Consider the following 16731-nt stretch of genomic DNA (forward strand, 5'->3'; position numbering starts at 1 on the left):
ACACCCGGATCACATACGCCCGGCATCCGGCCCGGCGTGGCTCAGCGGCCCACGTCCATCCGCTGCGTGCCGATGACCGACAGCAGTCGCAGCGCCTCCTCGGACCGTGAACCGGAGGCCGCTGTGTAGATCACGACCTGCTGGTCCCGGCCGGTGATGTCGAGGGCGTCGCAGTTGACGGTGACCGCGCCGACCAGCGGGTGCTGGAAGGTCTTGCACAGGGTGGGCTCGGCGTTCACGTCGTGGGAGGCCCACAGCCGGGTGAACTCCTCGCTTCCGGCCAGGAGTTCACCCACCAGGCCGGTCACCTCGGGGTCGTCGGGATAGCGGGCGGCGGTGGCACGCAGCCGTTGCGTCGCGTTGCGGGCGAACGCGTCCGCGTCCGACACTCCGTACAACCGACGTCCCTGCGGGTGCGGTCCGAGGAAGACACGGCGTACGAGGTTGCGGTCGCGCCGCGGAAGGGCGGAGAAGTCCTCCATGAGGGCGGCCGCGAGGTCGTTCCAGGCGATCACCTCGAACGTCGCGGACGTCACGATGGCGGCGGCCTGCGGCAGTCGGTTCAGCAGGTCGAGGATGCTCTGCCGCACCTCGCGCGAGGGTCCGGGCGGCGGACCTGGCGGTGCGCCGGCGAGGTGGTGGAGGTGGTCGCGCTCGGCGTCCGACAGGCGCAGGGCCCGGGCAAGCGCGGCCAGCACCTCGCGCGACGGGCGCGGGCCGCGGGCCTGTTCCAGGCGCGTGTAGTACTCGGTCGAGATGAACGCCAGCCGCGCCACCTCCTCGCGGCGCAGTCCCGGCGTGCGGCGGCGAGGCCCGGCGGGCAGCCCCACGTCGGCGGGGGTGATCCGCTCGCGCCTGCTGCGCAGGAAGGCCGCCAGTTCTTGTCTGTCCACACCACCAGTGTGCGGGGGTGGCGTGGGCCCATCCAGGTACCGCCGGTGCCTGGATGGGCTCCGCGGACCGGCGCAGGCTCACTGCCATGGACAACACACGAACCACCGACACATCCGCCGCCCCCGCCACCCTCGGCCTGCTGGACGGCAAGGTCGCCCTCATCACCGGCGCGGGTCGCGGTATCGGCGCGGCCGCCGCGCGGCTGTTCGCCCGAGAGGGCGCCCGGGTACTGCTCGCGGCCCGGACCGAGGCCCAGCTGAAGGCGGTGACCGAGGAGGTCCGGGCAGCGGGCGGCATCGCGGACCACGTGGTGTGCGACCTGGCCGACCCGGCCGCCGTACGCGCCGCCGTGGACCGCGCCGTGGACCTGTACGGCCGTCTCGACATCGCCTTCAACAACGCCGGTACGTTCGTGCCGCCCGGTCCGATGGACCAGGTGACCGAGGCCGACTTCGACCACGTCTACGCCGTGAACCTCAAGGGCCCGTGGGTGGCCATGGCCGCCGAGATCGCCGCCATCCGGGCCACCGCCGGGACGGGGGCCATCGTCAACAACTCGTCCGTCGGCAGCCTGATGGGCAACCCCGAACTGCCCGCGTACGGCGCGATGAAGCGAGCGCTCAACAGCCTCACCGAGTCGGCCGCCATCACGTACGGCCCGGAAGGCATCCGCGTCAACGCCATCGCCCCCGGCAACACGCTGACCGAGATGATCCGTACCTGGGAAGAGGAATCGCCCGGCCTCCAGGAGCGGCTCCAGGCGCACACGCCGCTGCGCCGCGCGGCCGACCCGGACGAGATCGCCCAGGCCGCCGCCTGGCTCCTCAGCGACCGCTCCTCGTTCGTGACCGGCACGGTCCTGCGGGTCGACGGAGGCGCGCGAGCCTGAACCGTGGGCACGCCTCGCGTTCACCGGATGAGCACGGGCGACCGGGCACTAGAGTGAAGGGTCCTTGTCAGAAGATCCGGGGCCGGAACCGTCCAGGCGTGAATGGGTGAGGGAGACACGGTGACCCTGCGCGAGAACGATCCGCGGTCAGTCGGCGGCTATCGGATCGAATCGCGGATCGGGAGCGGCGGCATGGGTGTCGTCTATCTCGGCAGATCGGCCTCGGGGCGGGCCGTCGCCGTCAAGGTCGTACATACGAGGTATGCCGACAACGCCGAGTTCCGGGCCAGGTTCCGGCAGGAGATCGTGGCCGCGCGCCGGGTCAGCGGGGCGTTCACCGCGCCGGTCGTGGACGCCGACCCGGACGCGGAACGACCGTGGATGGCAACCGCGTTCGTCCCGGGCCCCACCCTCGCCGAACGGGTCGCCGAGGCGGGTCCGCTGGATTGGCGGGCGCTGCGTCGCCTCGGCACCGAACTCGCCGAGGCGTTGCGTGAGATCCACCGCGCGGAGGTCGTGCACCGGGACCTCAAGCCGAGCAATGTGCTCCTAGTGGAGGGCGAGGGCGACGACGGGGCGGCACGCGTCATCGACTTCGGCATCTCGCGCGCGGCCAGCAGTGATGTCCGCACCCAGACGGGCATGGTGATGGGCTCGCCGCCGTTCATGGCACCGGAGCAGTTCAGCCGCCCCCGCGAGGTCGGCTCCGCCGTCGACGTGTTCTCGCTGGGGGCGGTCCTCGTGTACGCGGCCACCGGGCGCAGCCCCTTCGAGGCGGAGAACGCCTATCTCGCCGCGTACAACACCGTGCACAGCGAGCCCGAGCTGGGCGAACTGCCGGAGCCGCTGCGCCCGTTGGTCGCGGCCTGCCTGGCGAAGGAACCGGCGGACCGTCCGACGTCGAGCGAGGTGCTGGACGCCCTGACCGGGCTGCCGGGGGAGCCGGCCGACGGAGAGTGCGACGCGGAGCCGTCCCGGATCCCGGTGACCGTGCTGTCGGAGTCAGCGGCGTTGCCGTCCTCGGGTGCGAAGCCGACCGAACGGAGGCGCCGTGGGAAATGGCTGTGGACCGCCCTCGTCGGCGCGGTCCTCCTCGGTATGACGGGGGTGGCTTCGGTCACCGTGCTGGACGACGACCCGGCCGGCACGGTCGGCGAGGCCGACGAGGCCGGCCCGCGGGTGTCGCCCCGTGGTTCGGCACCGGCGGGCTGGAGGCCGTGGCACAACGCACTGGAGCCGGACGAGGACGATCCGATGCCCATGGGCCCGACGTGTGTTCCGGACGCGCTCGGCGTCTTCTGCTCCTCTCCCCAGGTCGCCCTCATGCGACTGAGTTCGGCGACGGGCCGGGTGGACTGGACGAAGCCCATGAGCCGGAAGGAGGTCGACGGTTTCTCGCTGCGCGATCCCGTCGTCCGCGAGGGTGTGGTGTTCGTCAACAGCTCGGACCGCTCCGAGGGAGTGGACGCCTTCGACGCCAGGACCGGCGCGCGGCTGTGGCATGTGGACGGTCCGGTGGGCGACTTCGCGTACCTGAGCGGGGTGTTGCTCGTACGGCTGGACGAGCTCGGGCCGTCCGACACCGCGCGCTTCGCGGCGTACGAGCCGCGCACGGGTGAGGAACTGTGGCGGCGCAAGCTGGCTTCAGCGTCGGCGAGCCCGTTCCACGAGGGGTCCAAGGGGACCCTCTACGCCGATCTGCGCGGCGGCTCCGGCGGCATAGCCCGCCTCGACGCACGGACCGGCCGTACGCTGGGCAACGTCGAGGCGCCCAAGGGCGATCTGTGGCTGGCCACCGTCCACGACGACACGGCGTACTACGCCCGCTGGGACGACAACTCCGGGGTCTCCGCCGCCTTCTTCATCCAGGAGCTCGACAGTGGGAAGACCCGCCGAATCGACTTCCCCTGGAGCGTCGAGCCGGAGGCGCCGCCGTTGGTCCGCGACGACACCATGTACATCTTCGACTACGGCAACGAGACCCTGCTCGCCCTCGATCTGAAGCGCGGAAAGCCGCTGTGGACCAGCTCCCGCGACCTGCGCGTCTTCAGCGAACCGGCGCTCCACGACGGCCGGTTGTACGTCACGATGCCGGACACCAGCGTGCTGGCTCTCGATCCGCGCACCGGCAAGGAGATCGGGCGTACCGCCTCGTCCTTCGACACGGAGGGCCGCTCCTTCGAGGAACTGACCCCGAACTCGGTGCCGCCGCTTCTGGTGGGTGGTGTGCTCTACGGGGTCAGCGGGCCGGGGGTCTTCTCGGTGGCGGACGTTCCCTGAGCGCCGGTGCGGTACGAGCAGTCCCGTCCAGAGACATTCGGTCCTGACGCAATCGCCAGCCCTCGGCTCTCACCTGGCGATGCGCTCCTCACTCGACACCGTGACCCTGCGTCAATCATTGTTCACTCAAGGCTGGATGCGGCGTGCGTCTCCCAGGCACCATACGCGCATGACCGAAAACCCCGAGGGTTCCGCTGTCCGCTCCACGGCAGTTCGCGGCAAGCGACGCAACGCCGTGCTGGCGCTGTACGACAGTCCCGTTTATCGGGACTGGGCGTTCTGGATGACGGTTGGTTGGGGACTCATGACAGCCGTCTCCATTCCTGGCAGTGATCAGCCCAACTCGCTGCCTGTGTGGCTTGACACGCTCCTCGCCGTGCTGACGTTTGTCACTCTTTTCGGTGTAATTCCCACCTGGCTCCGGTTGCTGTTCAGGCAATGGCTGCGGCGCAGGAACGACCGCTCGCCCCGCTCCTCCGTCGGGACGCCACTCACCGCAGGTCATGGCACCGCCCCGGCGTCCGCTCAACGGCCCGCTTTACCAGCTGTACTGCTGCCTCCGCAGCCATCTTCTGAACCATCACAACGGCGCCCGCCACCACCCCGAGCCCATTCCCCGCGTCAGCCTCAGGTCGCTCCGAGTCCGCAACGGCTACAGCAAGGCCTCCCGGACGACCCAGGCCTCGCCAAAGCTGGCATCCAGCCGCTGTCCTCCTCCGCAGTCATGTCAGACGCCCGGACCACGATGCCTCACCCGGTTGCCCGCGCTATTCGCACAATCCAGCAGGCGAATACCAGCAAGGAGCAGTACGAGGCGTTGCTCGACGCGGCTGAGATCCTCGCAATCAGCGCCAGCGTCACGGCAGCCGCGCTGCTGCAGAGAAGGATTGGTGGCAGCGCTGCACACCCAGACGAGAGCAACGAACGCAGCCTATCGATGCTCCGCAGTTCCCTTCTGGCCGGAGGGGGTGCCACGTTCGGCACATGGACCAACTGGCTCGATGCTCTGCGTCCCCTCGCCGCGAGCCGCCCTGAAGTTGTTCCCGGACTCCCGAATGCATTGCACAGCGATGAACACACCACAGGACTGATCGGCCACCTCAACGCCCTGCGTACGGAAAGGAATCGCGCCGCACACGGTGACAGGCCCCAGAGTGCAGGCGAATCCGGTCTGCGGGTGGAGGAAATCAGACCCCACCTCGAACACGCACTGATGAAGGCCGAATTCCTGACGCAGTCGCCCTGGCTGCTCACTGTCTCCTGCTCCTACCAGCCAAGGACCCAGACCTTCGACGTTGTCGCACACAACGCGATGGGTGATCACCCGGATTTCGAACGACGGGAGTTCAGCTGGACCAGCCCCGTGGCCAACGAGGTGTTCTACGTCCTGACCGCCGAGGGCCCGGTCACTCTGTCACCATTCGTGGCCAGTCTGTTCTGTCCGCAATGCCAGCAGATGGAAGTCTGTTACGCCGCCCGGGCCGACAAGAGGACCGGGCCGGCCATCCTCAAGAGCTTTGCCAGAGGGCATACCCTCCACTCTGCCGATCTCGGAGACGAGATTCGCTCACTACCTGACCATCGGCGTGGAACCACCCCATGAAGGGGCCCAGCACGGGCGCTACATCCCAGCACCTTGCTGCTACAGGCTGTGGGCAACCCTCCCTAACGCGTACTGGAGCGCATGGCCGACGGCCTGCACGGTGTTGCGTACCCGCACACCACCAAGCGGAACTCCAGACCCGTACGGTGGTGGCAGCCTCACAGACTGCGGTGAACGTGGTGCGGGCTCAGTAACTGTCCGGTTCGGCGCAGCTGTCAGGCTCACGTAGATCGTAATGTTTGCCGGGCAGGCGAAGTCCGTTGACGGCCAGGATGCAGCCGCCGCCAGCCGGGCTTCGGAAGCCGCCATCATCGCCGGGTGCGCCCCAGGAGGCCTGAGGCCTGCGCTTGGTCTCGTAGAGTGCGCAGGCTGACGCGTACCCCTTGTTGGTCCTCGATGCGCCATTCGTTCATGCCCTGACACGTCTTGGTGCCTCGGACCACGGCGCCGGCCTCGTCCACGCGTCCGTAGGCGGTGCCGCCTGTGGCCTTGAGAACAATGCCGCCGTCCGCGTCGACCGTGGCCCAGTGATCCACAGACCGGTAGGTCAATACGATTGGTGTTCCGGGTTTCAGGACACCGGCGTCCAGCATCTTGGCGACGTCGGTGGTACGGCGCCGTGTAGTGCGCGGGGCGGAGGCATGCGGTTGCGGGGCGGTCTGTTCCGTGTCGTGTGGAGGGTGGCAAGCCGTTTGCAAAGCCGGAAGACGCAGGCCGAGCCGTTCGGGGTGCCAGATGAGCGCGCACAGCCGAAGGTAGAGGCTCTGCCGTGTCTCGACGACCTTGGTCATCGCTTCCATGGGGCCGAACGGCCGCAACAGGGCGTCCAGGTGATGGGTCTTGATGAAGGCGCGCAGCGGAGGGTTTCGGAGGTCGAAGTCCGCCGCCAGAATGCCCAGCAGGGTGTTGTGCCGCCGATACAGCGGGATCTTCTGTGCCAGGGGCAGGTCGTTGAAACTGGAGTTCTCGCGGCCGGGCAGGAGTCCGAGGCCACCGAGCTGATTGCGGCGGGTCCGGAAGACCACCGGATCGGGTATCTCGACCTCGACGCGGCTGTGATGTTTTGCCCACAGGTGTTCGATGTGGAATTGCTTGTTGTCAAGATAGGCCAGGATGCTGCCGGGTCGCTCACACTTCTCCTCCACGAATCCCGTGGTGCGAGCGAGCACATACCTGACCTGGTGAGAGTTGTTGCCGCGCAGCCCAAAAGTGGTTGCCTCGGCATTGGGATCGGCGTCCTGGGCGGCAAGCCCGCCCAGGAAAGCAGCGACATCTGTGACGTTGTGGCAGGCGCGTAACCGGGGCACGAGCGTGTCGTGGACGAGGTTTGCGACGTCCGAGGTTTGGACGGAGAGGTCTTGGAGAACGCGCAGTACGTACCACCGGTCGATGAAGTTGGCGACGAGGCGCCCCTTCTCCTTGGCGTCGGCGGGTAGATCGTCCGGGCGGATGGCCGAGAGCATTGCGACTGCTTGGGCCTGCAGTCCGTTCCGCTCATTGAAGAACACCGCTTCCAGGCGGTCGTCCTTCTGTTTGAGTTCACGGCTCGCAGCGAGGAGAGGTCTGAACAGGCGGGCCGTGTCGAGGAGACTGGTCACGAACCGCATGAAGTTTTCCGGGCGGTCGGGATGCAGTCCCAGGTGGTCGGTGTTCTTACGAACCCAGACGTTGAGGTTGTTGTCGATCTGCCGGCGGTCGTCGGCATCGCGCGGGCGGACATGGCGGGCCAGAAGGGCTGCCTTGATGAAGCGGGCAGGTGCCCCGGCATCCTCGCGATCGGTGGCCAGTTCCCGCAGCATCTCCTGCCAGTTGGTGTTCAGCTCGTCTTCGCGGGATCCGACGTTGGAGAGCAGGTAGCTCTTCAACAGATCGACGGCGGTGAGACGGGCGCCGCGGTCGTTCATCGTCTCGAACATCCGGTATCCGTGGTCCTGGTTGACGGCTCGGATGCCCACCAGCACCACGCGGTCAAGCAGCCAGTCGATGAACCGGTCCAGCCTCTCGGAGTCCAGTTCCTCAGCAAGCAAAGCGGCGATCTGCTGGCTTCGTGCCCACAGGTTGCGGCGCGAGAGGGAGTCGCCGGCTCCGGGCTCGTAGGTGCGGCCTTGGCTGATCGCGCGGAGGACGGGTTCGTGGTCGCTGATGCCGACGGAGAAGTGATGGCCGTCAGTGGTGATGGTCCGGTTCAGCCGGTCCACCGGGCGCGTGTAGCCCAAGTCCTGGGCACGTGCTCGCAGTTGCAGGAAGATCAAGTGGAGGGTGACGAAGCGCTGCTGCCCGTCGACGAGGCACCGGCGGTTGTGGTTGCGGGACTGTTCGTAGTAGACGAACGGGCCAAGGAAGTATTGCGGCGCGTTTCCCGGCCGACGCAGTAAGGCGGGATCGCTGCCCCAGTGCCGGAACGACGTGCACAGGTCCCGCAGAAGAGTGCGGACCTCCTCTTCGCCCCAGGTGTAGTCCCGCTGGTAATAGTCGATCTCGTAGGACACATCCCGGAAGAGCTCCTTGAGATTGAAGCCCTGGGACTTGATCTCATCGGTGGCCACGGCGCCCCCCGCTCTCCGCTTTCCTGCCCCAACACGCCCTGGCTCTATGCTGCCAAGCTTGATCGGATGCGGGTAGACGGCCGTCCGCGGCAATGTGCGAGGCGATGCCTGGAAGCGGCGCCTCCCCCAAGACGCGGCGGCGCGGATGGTAGCCGGCAGAAGCAGGAACCCTCTCCTGCCTACCACTTGGCGACGGGCCCGAGGGCCATGGTCGCGCGCCGAAACGCAACTCACTCTGCGGCATCGGTTGTGCGTCAGGAACACCCGAGCAAGAACTCTTCGCGCCGTTTCGGCCTGGCCCACACGCACTCGGCTGCTGCCTGTGTCTACGCACAAGTCCCTCACCGGGAACCGCCGCGGGCAAAGCGCCCCTGCGAGGCACAACATGGCGTCAGGCCGCGCCCAGCGGTTTCGCGACATCCTCACCAGGCAGATGTCGCTCGTGGCCCGGCACCCTCCGTGCGGGCGAAGAAGAGGAGCAGAGCGAACCGATCCGCCTGCGGTGCCAGTCCTCTCTGCCGTGAGCGACCACTGCCAGCAGCGGTGCGAAGGAGCACAATGCCCAGTCTTCGCCCTGGGGGCCCCTCGCGCACCGGGGTCTATCGCACGGAGCGGCGCCTGGGCGCGCGGGCAGGGAGTGGTGTACGAGGCATACGGACCGGCAGGCGAGCGGGTCGCGATGAAGGTTCCGTCGCCAGAGATCCTCGCGTCGCCCGGGACACCGGCGCGCCTGGCCAGAGAGGTCCCGGCCGTGCGTCGTGTGGCCCCTGGGACGAACAGCCCCCGGAAGCCGACAGAAGCCCGCGACGACTGCCACGGTCATCTGCTACGCGCGGCTGGGCTCCATCGACCGCAGAGGCGATTCCTCGCGGCACCCGAAGCCCCCGGCGACCAGCCACCCACACCCTTGCCCAGCCCCCCGCTCCCACCTAGCCTGAGTTTGTGCCGCAAATAAACAAATCCCGAACGCACAACGACGTGCCGGGCGACAGCCACGACCTCACCCGACTCCGTATCGCCCTCACCACCTTCTTCGCCCTCGACGGCTTCGTCTTCGCCGGGTGGGTCGTCCGCATTCCCGCGATCAAGGCACAGACCGGCGCCTCCGCCAGCACACTGGGGCTCGCCCTTCTCGGTGTCTCCGCCGGAGCCGTCGTCACGATGATGTTCACCGGCCGGCTCTGCCGCCGCTACGGCAGCCACCCCGTCACCGTCGTCTGCGGCATCCTGCTCTCCCTCAGCGTCGCGCTGCCGCCCCTCACGCACTCGACCTGGGCACTCGGCGCGGTCCTGCTGATCTTCGGCGCCGCGTACGGCGGGATCAACGTCGCCTTCAACAGCGCCGCCGTCGACCTGGTGGCCGTGCTGCGGCGGCCGATCATGCCCAGTTTCCACGCGGCCTTCAGCCTGGGCGGGATGATCGGCGCCGGCCTCGGCGGACTGGTCGCGGGCTCACTGTCGCCGACGCGCCATCTGCTCGGCCTGACCGTGATCGGCCTGCTGGTGACGGCTGTCGCGGGACGCGCCCTGCTGCGGTACGAGTCCCCCGTACCGCAGTCGGCTCCAGGGCCGGCCGAGGAGCGTGCACCGCGCCGACCGGACTCCCGTACGCGCCGGCTGGTCGTCGTCTTCGGCCTGATCGCCCTCTGCACGGCCTACGGAGAGGGGGCCCTGGCCGACTGGGGCACCTTGCACCTGGAGCAGGACCTGGACGCGCACCCGGGCATCGCGGCCGCGGGTTACTCGTGTTTCGCGTTCGCCATGACGATCGGCCGGCTCTGCGGGACCACGCTCCTGGAGCGGCTCGGGCGGACCCGGACGGTGGTCGCGGGTGGCACCATGGCCGCCGTCGGCATGCTCGTCGGATCGCTCGCCCCCTCGGTGTGGGCGGCCCTCGTCGGCTTCGCCGTCACCGGGATCGGCCTTGCCAACATCTTCCCGATCGCCGTCGAACGGGCCGGCGCCCTGGCCGGTCCCAGCGGCGTCGCCGTGGCCTCCACCTTCGGCTACGGAGGCATGCTCCTCGGACCACCCGCCATCGGATTCATGGCCGACTGGTTCTCCCTGCCCATCGCCCTCACCAGCGTGGCGACCCTGGCCGCGGTGGCCGCCGTCATCGGATACGGGACGCGACGGGCGACGGCCGACTGACGGCGCCTCGTCGGAGCCGCCGGGTGGACGCCGCCGAGGCGCGGCGCCCCGGGCCCGATACCGCCACGGCACAGCAGGGCAGGGCACAGTGGTAACCGACGCACCATACGGATCAGGAAAGTTGATGTCATGACCGACAAGCTCACCGTCAGTGTCCTCGGCACCGGGATCATGGGCGCCGCGATGGCCCGCAACCTCGTCCGCGCCGGACACACCGTCCGGGCCTGGAACCGCTCCCGCGACAAGGCCGAACCCCTCACCGCCGACGGCGCACACGTCGTCGACACCCCCGTGGAGGCGGTCGAGGGCGCCGATGTCGTCCTCACCATGCTGTACGACGGTCCCGCCGCGCTGGACGTGATGCGGCAGGCGGCGCCCGCCCTGCGGGCCGGCACCGCGTGGGTGCAGTCGACGACCGCCGGGATCGAGGCCGTCGGCGAACTGGCCGACTTCGCCCGCGAGAAGGGCCTGGTCTTCTACGACGCGCCCGTTCTCGGCACCCGGCAGCCCGCCGAGGCCGGTCAGTTGCTCGTCCTGGCCGCCGGTCCGAGCGACGGCAGGGGGGTTGTGACGCCGGTCTTCGACGCCGTCGGCGCCCGTACGGTGTGGACGGGCGAGGACGGTGCGGCGGGCAGCGCCACCCGTCTCAAGCTCGTGGCCAACAGCTGGGTCCTCTCCGTCACCAACGCGACCGGTGAGGTGCTGGCCCTGGCCAAGGCTCTGGACGTGGATCCGCAGAGCTTCTTCGACGCCATCGTGGGCGGCCCGCTGGACATGGGCTATCTGCGCGCCAAGGCCGGGCTCATCCTCAACGACCAGCTGTCTCCGGCCGCCTTCGCCGTGGGCACCGCCGCCAAGGACGCCCGTCTGATCGTCGAGGCGGGCGAGGGGCACGGGCTGCGTCTCGACGTCGCCGTCGCGAGCGCCGAGCGCTTCGCCCGCGCCGCCGCCCAGGGCCACGCCGACGAGGACATGGCCGCCGCGTACTTCGCGAGCTTCGACGAGAAGGAGGCGAACACCGAGGGCTGACCGAGCCGCAGCCGCCCGGGTGAGCGGCGGAAAGACGTCACCCGCCGTCCCTCCCGAAGCCTGCTCCGTCCGGCACACTCCCCTGCATGGAGATTGCCGAGTTCGTTCGAAGTCTGGACCGGGAAGGCGGGTTGCTGGCCGAGGCCGCGGAGGAGGCCGGGGCCGACGCCAAGGTGCCCACCTGCCCGGAGTGGCAGGTGCGGGACCTGTTGCGGCACACCGGCATGGTGCACCGCTGGGCCACGGCGTTCGTGGCCCAGGGGCACACCTCGTACCATCCCGACGGCGGCCTGCCCGAGTTGGACGGCACGGAGTTGCTGACCTGGTTCCGGGACGGACACCGCGGGCTCGTCGAGACGCTCGCCACCGCCCCTCCCGACGTGGAGTGCTGGAGTTTCCTGCCCGCGCCTTCGCCGCTCGCCTTCTGGGCCCGGCGGCAGGCCCACGAGACGACCGTGCACCGGGTGGACGCGGAGTCCGCACGCGGCGGCACCCCGACAGCGGTCCCCGTGGACTTCGCGGTCGACGGCATCGACGAACTGCTGCTCGGCTTCCACGCCCGCAGCAGGAGCAGGGTACGGACGGACGAGCCGCGCGTCCTGAGGGTGCGGGCCTCGGACTCGGACGCGGTGTGGAGCGTACGGCTGTCGGCCGAACCCCCGGCGGCCGAGCGGGGCGAAGTGGCGGACGCGGACTGCGAGTTGGCGGGGACGGCCGCCCAGCTCTACCTGGCGCTGTGGAACCGCGGCCCGTTCCCGGGCGTGACGGGAGACTCGTCGCTCGCGACGCTGTGGCGGGAGAAGTCCGCGGTCACCTGGAGCTGAGCGGCGGCACGCGACAAGCGCGGCGGCGGGCGGGCGGGGCGGCCGCATCAGCGACTCAACCGGCCCGGCCGCTTCACCCCGCCCGGCCGGTCCCCGGGCCCAGTCGTTGGTCCGGCCCGGCCGGACCACTTCACCCGGCGGAGCCACCCGCCAACATCCGCCCCAGCACCGCACGCTGCACCGGCAACACCTCGCCGTGCAGCGCGCGCCCCTTCGGCGTGAGGGCGACCCGGACACCGCGCCGGTCCTCCGGGCACATACAGCGCTGCACGAGACCGTCCTTCTCCAGGCGGCCGATCAGCCGGGACAGCGCGCTCTGGCTCAGATGAACCCGCTCGGCGATCTCCTGGACGCGGTAGGAGCTGTCGCCGCCGTCGGCCGGCGCGGTCGCGGCCAGCACGTCGAGGACCTCGAAGTCGCTTGCGCCCAGGCCGTGTTGGTGCAATGTCCGGTCCAGTTCGCAAAGTGTGCGCGCGTGCACCGCGAGGATGTCGCGCCACTGGTCAACGAGGCCCTGCTCGGCCTTCTCGACAGCCGCCATGGCCCGCACCCTAGCAAGAAACCTCCTTTGTTGCATCCACATTAAATGCACTTGCATTGAATGCATGCGCATGTACTGTGTGGCGCATGACCTCTCCGCTCACCACCTCCGCGGCGCCGTCCCCGGCGGCTCGCTGGACGCCTCGCCTGTGGGGCACCCTCCTGGTGCTCTGCGCCGCGATGTTCCTGGACGCGCTGGACGTGTCGATGGTCGGCGTCGCCCTGCCGTCCATCGGTTCCGAACTCGATCTCTCCACCTCGACTCTGCAGTGGATCGTCAGCGGCTACATCCTCGGCTACGGCGGCCTGTTGCTCCTCGGCGGACGCGCCGCCGACCTCCTCGGCCGCCGCCAGGTCTTCCTGGTGGCGCTCGCCGTCTTCGCGCTCGCCTCGCTGCTCGGCGGGCTCGTCGACTCGGGCCCGCTGCTCATCGCGAGCCGCTTCATCAAGGGCCTGAGCGCCGCGTTCACGGCTCCGGCGGGCCTGTCGATCATCACCACGACGTTCCCGGAGGGCCCGCTGCGCAACCGCGCGCTCTCCATCTACGTCACCTGCGCCGCGACCGGCTTCTCGATGGGCCTCGTTCTGTCCGGACTGCTCACCGAGGCCAGCTGGCGCCTCACCATGCTGCTGCCCGCGCCCATAGCGGTCATCGCGCTGATAGCCGGCCTCAAGCTCATCCCGCGCAGCGAGCGCGACCGGACCCACCGCGGCTACGACATCCCCGGCGCCATCATCGGCACCGCCTCGATGCTGCTGCTCGTCTTCACCGTCGTCCAGGCACCCGAGGTGGGCTGGGCCACGGCCCGTACGCTGCTGTCGTTCCTCGCGGTGGCCGTCCTGCTGACCGTGTTCGTACGCGTCGAGCAGCGCAGCCCCAGCCCGCTGATCCGGCTCGGCGTACTGCGCTCCGGCAACCAGATCCGGGCACAGCTGGGCGCGATGGCGTTCTTCGGCTCGTACGTCAGCTTCCAGTTCCTGGTCACGCTCTACATGCAGTCGCTGCTCGGCTGGTCGGCACTGCACACCGCGCTCGCCTTCCTGCCCGCGGGCGCGCTGGTGGCGCTGTCCTCGACGAAGATGGGCGCGATCGTCGACCGGTTCGGCACGCCACGGCTCATCGTGGCCGGCTTCGCGCTGATGGTCGTCGGCTACGCCCTGTTCCTGCGGGTCGACCTGGACCCCGTGTACGCGGCGGTGATCCTGCCGTCGATGCTGCTGATCGGCGCGGCCTGCGCGCTGGTCTTCCCCTCGCTCAACATCCAGGCCACGAACGGCGTGGACGACCACGAGCAGGGCATGGTCTCGGGTCTGCTCAACACCTCGGTGCAGGTGGGCGGTGCGATCGTCCTCGCGATCGTGACGGCCGTGGTGACCGCGAACGCCTCCGACAGTTCCTCGCCGCAGGCGGTCCTCGACAGCTACCGTCCCGGTCTGGTCGTCGTCACCGCGATCGCCGTGGCGGGCCTGCTCATCACGGCCACCGGACTGCGCGGACAGCGCACGCGGCAGACGACGATCCTGGTCGCCAAGTCCGAGGACGTACGGGACGACGAGCGGGAGCGTGAGGACGAGCGGGTGGCCGCCCGCGACTGACCCCGGCCCACGACCGACTCCTCTCTCTCGACGACGCGCGCCCGGCAGGCTTCCTTGCCCGCCGGGCGCGCCTTTCCTTGCCCCGCCGGGCGCTCCCCTGTGAGACTGCCGGTATGGGACAGACCAGGGGGCGGCGGACTCAGTCCGAGCGGGACGAGATGACCGTCGAGATCGGATACGCGTTGTTCAGCGCCGCGTTCGCCGCGGCGGTGGCGTTCGGAGCCCTGGCCGGACCCGCACTCCTCTTCGACCTGCCGGTCACCATCGAGAAGGTCCAGTTCGCGGCCGGGACCTCACTCGCTGCCGTGCTCTTCGTCTTCCGGGTGGCCAGTGTGCTGGTCCGTTTCCGGCAGGCGCCTCAGCCCAACCAGCCCGGCCGCACCAGGCCCGACTCGTAGGCGAGCACGACCAGTTGGGCCCTGTCGCGGGCGCCCAGCTTCACCATGGTCCGGCTGACGTGGGTCTTCGCGGTGAGCGGGCTGACGACGAGCCGGCGAGCGATCTCGTCGTTCGACAGTCCGATGCCGACCAGCGCCATCACCTCCCGCTCCCGCTCGGTGAGTTCGGCGAGCGCCCCGGCGGCCGCCGGCTCCTTGGATCGCGCCGCGAACTCGGCGATCAGCCGACGGGTCACGCCCGGTGACAGCAGTGCGTCGCCCTCTACCACCGCCCGTACGGCGCGCAGGAGTTCCTCCGGTTCGGTGTCCTTGACGAGGAAGCCGGACGCTCCGGAGCGGATGGCCTCGAAGACGTACTCGTCCAGCTCGAAGGTGGTGAGCATGACCACCTTGACGTCATTCAGGCCCGTGTCGTCGGTGATGCGGCGGGTCGCGGCGAGGCCGTCGAGCAGGGGCATGCGGATGTCCATCAGGACGACGTCGGGCCGCAGTTCGCGCACCGCGCCCAGCGCTTCCTCACCGTCGGCGGCCTCTCCGGCCACCTCGATGTCCGGCTGGGCGTCGAGGAGTGCCTTGAAGCCTGCGCGGACCAGTGACTGGTCGTCGGCGAGCAGTACGCGGATCACCGGTCCTCCTTGAGCTTGGGGGATTCCTCGGGCCTCTCGGACGTCCCGGCCGACGCCCCTGACGTCCCGCGCGAGTTCTTGAGCGGCAGCAGGGCCAGCACCCGAAAACCTCCGTCCTCGCGCGGTCCGGCCTCGATCGTGCCACCCAGGGCCGCGGCCCGCTCCCGCATTCCGGCCAGCCCGTTGCCGCTGCCGCCCGCGTCCTCGCCCGTCGCGGGTCCGTCGTCGTCGATACGCAGCGTCAACGCGTCGCGCGCGTAGTCGACCCGCACGCGCGCGTGCCTCGATCCGGAGTGCCGTACGACGTTGGTCAGCGCCTCCTGAATGACGCGGAAGGCGGCGAGGTCGGCACCCGGCGGCAGGGCCCTGCGCTCGCCCCCGCTCTCGACGTCCACCGTCAGTCCGGCACCCGCGGCCTGCTCGACGAGTTCGGGGAGCCGGTCGAGGCCGGGCGCCGGCGCGCGCGGCGCGTCTCCGGGCGTACGGAGCGTGTCGAGCACCTGGCGCACCTCCCCCAGGGCCTCCTTGCTGGCGGCCTTGATGGTGGTGAGTGCGGTGCGCGCCTGTTCGGGGTCGGAGTCGAGCAGCGCGAGGCCGACGCCCGCCTGGACGTTGATGACGGAGATGCTGTGCGCCAGTACGTCGTGCAGTTCCCGGGCGATCCGCAGCCGCTCCTCGTCGGCGCGCCGCTTGGCCGCCTGCCGGCGCTCCGCCCGGTCGCGGTCCCACTGCTCACGGCGTACCCGGGCGAGTTCGGAGACCGCGAGGATGGCGATCATCCAGGCGGCGATGGCGACCTCCTCGCCCCACGAGGAGACCGGGTCGCCCTTCGGCGGCAGCCACCGGTAGAGCCAGTGACCCACCAGGAGGTGGACCACCCACAGTGTGCCGAGCGCGGTCCAGGCCGCCCAGCGCTGCCCGGCGACGATCGCGCTGAAGCAGGCGAATGCGACCGTGAGAAAGATCGGCCCGTACGGATATCCGGCGCTGAAGTAGACGAGCGCCGTGGCCGCCGTACCGAACATCACGGCCACGGGATACCGCTGCCGCCACAGGAGCAGGGCGGCGCCCCCGAAGAGGAGGAACCGCGCGAGGACGTCGAGCTGTTCCCGGTCGGGCTGCTGCTCCGCGGCGAACTTGCTGCCGACGAGGACGAACACGGTGAGGAACAGCGTCGAACGCCACGGCCAACGCGGACGGCCGCCGTCCTCTTCCTCATCGTCGCGGCGGTTCCACCACGGGGGTCCCTGCCACCGGCCCCGCGGCGGGGCGCCCCCGGCGGCCCGGGCCCAGGGGGGTCCGCCCCACCGGCGCGTGCGCTGCTCTTCCATGCCTGCCACGCTAGACGCCGCGGG

Annotated in this window: 13 protein-coding genes; 8 read left to right on the forward strand and 5 right to left on the reverse strand. The window is 69.8% G+C overall.

The window, feature by feature from the left end; genetic code table 11:
- Window positions 1-41: 41 nt before the first annotated feature.
- Window positions 42-893 carry a helix-turn-helix transcriptional regulator gene (locus ACIBEI_RS09175; RefSeq protein WP_398886704.1) on the reverse strand — a complete coding sequence of 284 codons (852 nt, stop codon included), beginning with the start codon at window positions 891-893 and terminating at the stop codon, window positions 42-44.
- 86 nt (window positions 894-979) lie between these two features.
- Between ACIBEI_RS09175 and ACIBEI_RS09180 the strand changes: the two genes are divergently transcribed.
- The 3 genes from ACIBEI_RS09180 to ACIBEI_RS09190 all read left to right on the forward strand — a co-directional run bounded on the left by ACIBEI_RS09180 (window position 980) and on the right by ACIBEI_RS09190 (window position 5666).
- Window positions 980-1783 (forward strand): SDR family NAD(P)-dependent oxidoreductase, encoded by an 804-nt coding sequence (locus ACIBEI_RS09180; protein WP_398886706.1) that lies wholly within the window; start codon window positions 980-982, stop codon window positions 1781-1783.
- 102 nt (window positions 1784-1885) lie between these two features.
- The gene (locus ACIBEI_RS09185) at window positions 1886-4063 is read left to right on the forward strand and encodes a PQQ-binding-like beta-propeller repeat protein (protein WP_398886707.1); all 2178 of its coding nucleotides are present in this window, start codon (window positions 1886-1888) and stop codon (window positions 4061-4063) included.
- Between the two features lie 169 nt (window positions 4064-4232).
- Window positions 4233-5666, forward strand: a complete 1434-nt coding sequence (locus ACIBEI_RS09190; RefSeq protein WP_398886709.1) for a hypothetical protein — start codon at window positions 4233-4235, stop codon at window positions 5664-5666.
- 308 nt (window positions 5667-5974) lie between these two features.
- Here the strand turns inward: ACIBEI_RS09190 and ACIBEI_RS09195 are convergent, their stop codons facing one another.
- Window positions 5975-8212, reverse strand: coding sequence for a DUF262 domain-containing protein (locus ACIBEI_RS09195; protein ID WP_398886710.1), 2238 nt, complete (start codon window positions 8210-8212; stop codon window positions 5975-5977).
- A gap of 978 nt (window positions 8213-9190) precedes the next feature.
- Here ACIBEI_RS09195 and ACIBEI_RS09200 point away from each other — a divergent pair.
- The 3 genes from ACIBEI_RS09200 (at window position 9191) to ACIBEI_RS09210 (ending at window position 12216) form a co-directional block, all read left to right on the forward strand.
- Window positions 9191-10363, forward strand: coding sequence for an MFS transporter (locus ACIBEI_RS09200; RefSeq protein WP_398886711.1), 1173 nt, complete (start codon window positions 9191-9193; stop codon window positions 10361-10363).
- Between the two features lie 129 nt (window positions 10364-10492).
- Window positions 10493-11392, forward strand: coding sequence for an NAD(P)-dependent oxidoreductase (locus ACIBEI_RS09205; RefSeq protein WP_398886712.1), 900 nt, complete (start codon window positions 10493-10495; stop codon window positions 11390-11392).
- 86 nt (window positions 11393-11478) lie between these two features.
- Window positions 11479-12216, forward strand: coding sequence for a maleylpyruvate isomerase family mycothiol-dependent enzyme (locus tag ACIBEI_RS09210; protein ID WP_398886713.1), 738 nt, complete (start codon window positions 11479-11481; stop codon window positions 12214-12216).
- 130 nt (window positions 12217-12346) lie between these two features.
- On the opposite strand, the gene ACIBEI_RS09215 is transcribed toward ACIBEI_RS09210, so the two are convergent.
- On the reverse strand, window positions 12347-12757 hold the full coding sequence (locus tag ACIBEI_RS09215; RefSeq protein WP_398886714.1) for a MarR family winged helix-turn-helix transcriptional regulator: 411 nt from the start codon (window positions 12755-12757) through the stop codon (window positions 12347-12349).
- An 86-nt stretch (window positions 12758-12843) separates the two neighbouring features.
- On the opposite strand from ACIBEI_RS09215, the gene ACIBEI_RS09220 reads away from it, so the two are divergent.
- Together ACIBEI_RS09220 and ACIBEI_RS09225 are read left to right on the forward strand one after the other, a co-directional pair.
- Window positions 12844-14352, forward strand: a complete 1509-nt coding sequence (locus tag ACIBEI_RS09220; RefSeq protein ID WP_398886716.1) for an MFS transporter — start codon at window positions 12844-12846, stop codon at window positions 14350-14352.
- Window positions 14353-14465: 113 nt separating this feature from the next.
- Window positions 14466-14750, forward strand: coding sequence for a DUF6332 family protein (locus ACIBEI_RS09225; RefSeq protein WP_398886718.1), 285 nt, complete (start codon window positions 14466-14468; stop codon window positions 14748-14750).
- On the opposite strand, the gene ACIBEI_RS09230 is transcribed toward ACIBEI_RS09225, so the two are convergent.
- Together ACIBEI_RS09230 and ACIBEI_RS09235 are read right to left on the reverse strand one after the other, a co-directional pair.
- On the reverse strand, window positions 14711-15376 hold the full coding sequence (locus ACIBEI_RS09230; protein WP_398886720.1) for a response regulator: 666 nt from the start codon (window positions 15374-15376) through the stop codon (window positions 14711-14713). The two genes, ACIBEI_RS09225 and ACIBEI_RS09230, sit on opposite strands and share 40 nt — an antisense overlap.
- Window positions 15373-16707: a histidine kinase gene (locus tag ACIBEI_RS09235; RefSeq protein ID WP_398886722.1), complete on the reverse strand. Its 1335-nt coding sequence runs from the start codon at window positions 16705-16707 to the stop codon at window positions 15373-15375. Before ACIBEI_RS09235 ends, ACIBEI_RS09230 begins: the two co-directional genes overlap by 4 nt.
- Between the last annotated feature and the right edge of the window lie 24 nt (window positions 16708-16731).

It is taken from the genome of Streptomyces sp. NPDC050988 (genome assembly GCF_044456225.1).
Classification (GTDB): Bacteria; Actinomycetota; Actinomycetes; order Streptomycetales; family Streptomycetaceae; genus Streptomyces.

What these genes read in the sequence shown, in the direction of transcription:
- ACIBEI_RS09220 (WP_398886716.1), top strand. Translation starts at nt 12,844, where the DNA reads ATGACCTCTCCGCTCACCACCTCCGCGGCGCCGTCCCCGGCGGCTCGC.
- ACIBEI_RS09210 (WP_398886713.1), top strand. Translation starts at nt 11,479, where the DNA reads ATGGAGATTGCCGAGTTCGTTCGAAGTCTGGACCGGGAAGGCGGGTTG.
- ACIBEI_RS09205 (WP_398886712.1), top strand. Translation starts at nt 10,493, where the DNA reads ATGACCGACAAGCTCACCGTCAGTGTCCTCGGCACCGGGATCATGGGC.
- ACIBEI_RS09185 (WP_398886707.1), top strand. Translation starts at nt 1,886, where the DNA reads ATGGGTGAGGGAGACACGGTGACCCTGCGCGAGAACGATCCGCGGTCA.
- ACIBEI_RS09215 (WP_398886714.1), bottom strand. Translation starts at nt 12,757, where the DNA reads ATGGCGGCTGTCGAGAAGGCCGAGCAGGGCCTCGTTGACCAGTGGCGC.
- ACIBEI_RS09190 (WP_398886709.1), top strand. Translation starts at nt 4,233, where the DNA reads ATGACCGAAAACCCCGAGGGTTCCGCTGTCCGCTCCACGGCAGTTCGC.
- ACIBEI_RS09180 (WP_398886706.1), top strand. Translation starts at nt 980, where the DNA reads ATGGACAACACACGAACCACCGACACATCCGCCGCCCCCGCCACCCTC.
- ACIBEI_RS09225 (WP_398886718.1), top strand. Translation starts at nt 14,466, where the DNA reads ATGGGACAGACCAGGGGGCGGCGGACTCAGTCCGAGCGGGACGAGATG.
- ACIBEI_RS09235 (WP_398886722.1), bottom strand. Translation starts at nt 16,707, where the DNA reads ATGGAAGAGCAGCGCACGCGCCGGTGGGGCGGACCCCCCTGGGCCCGG.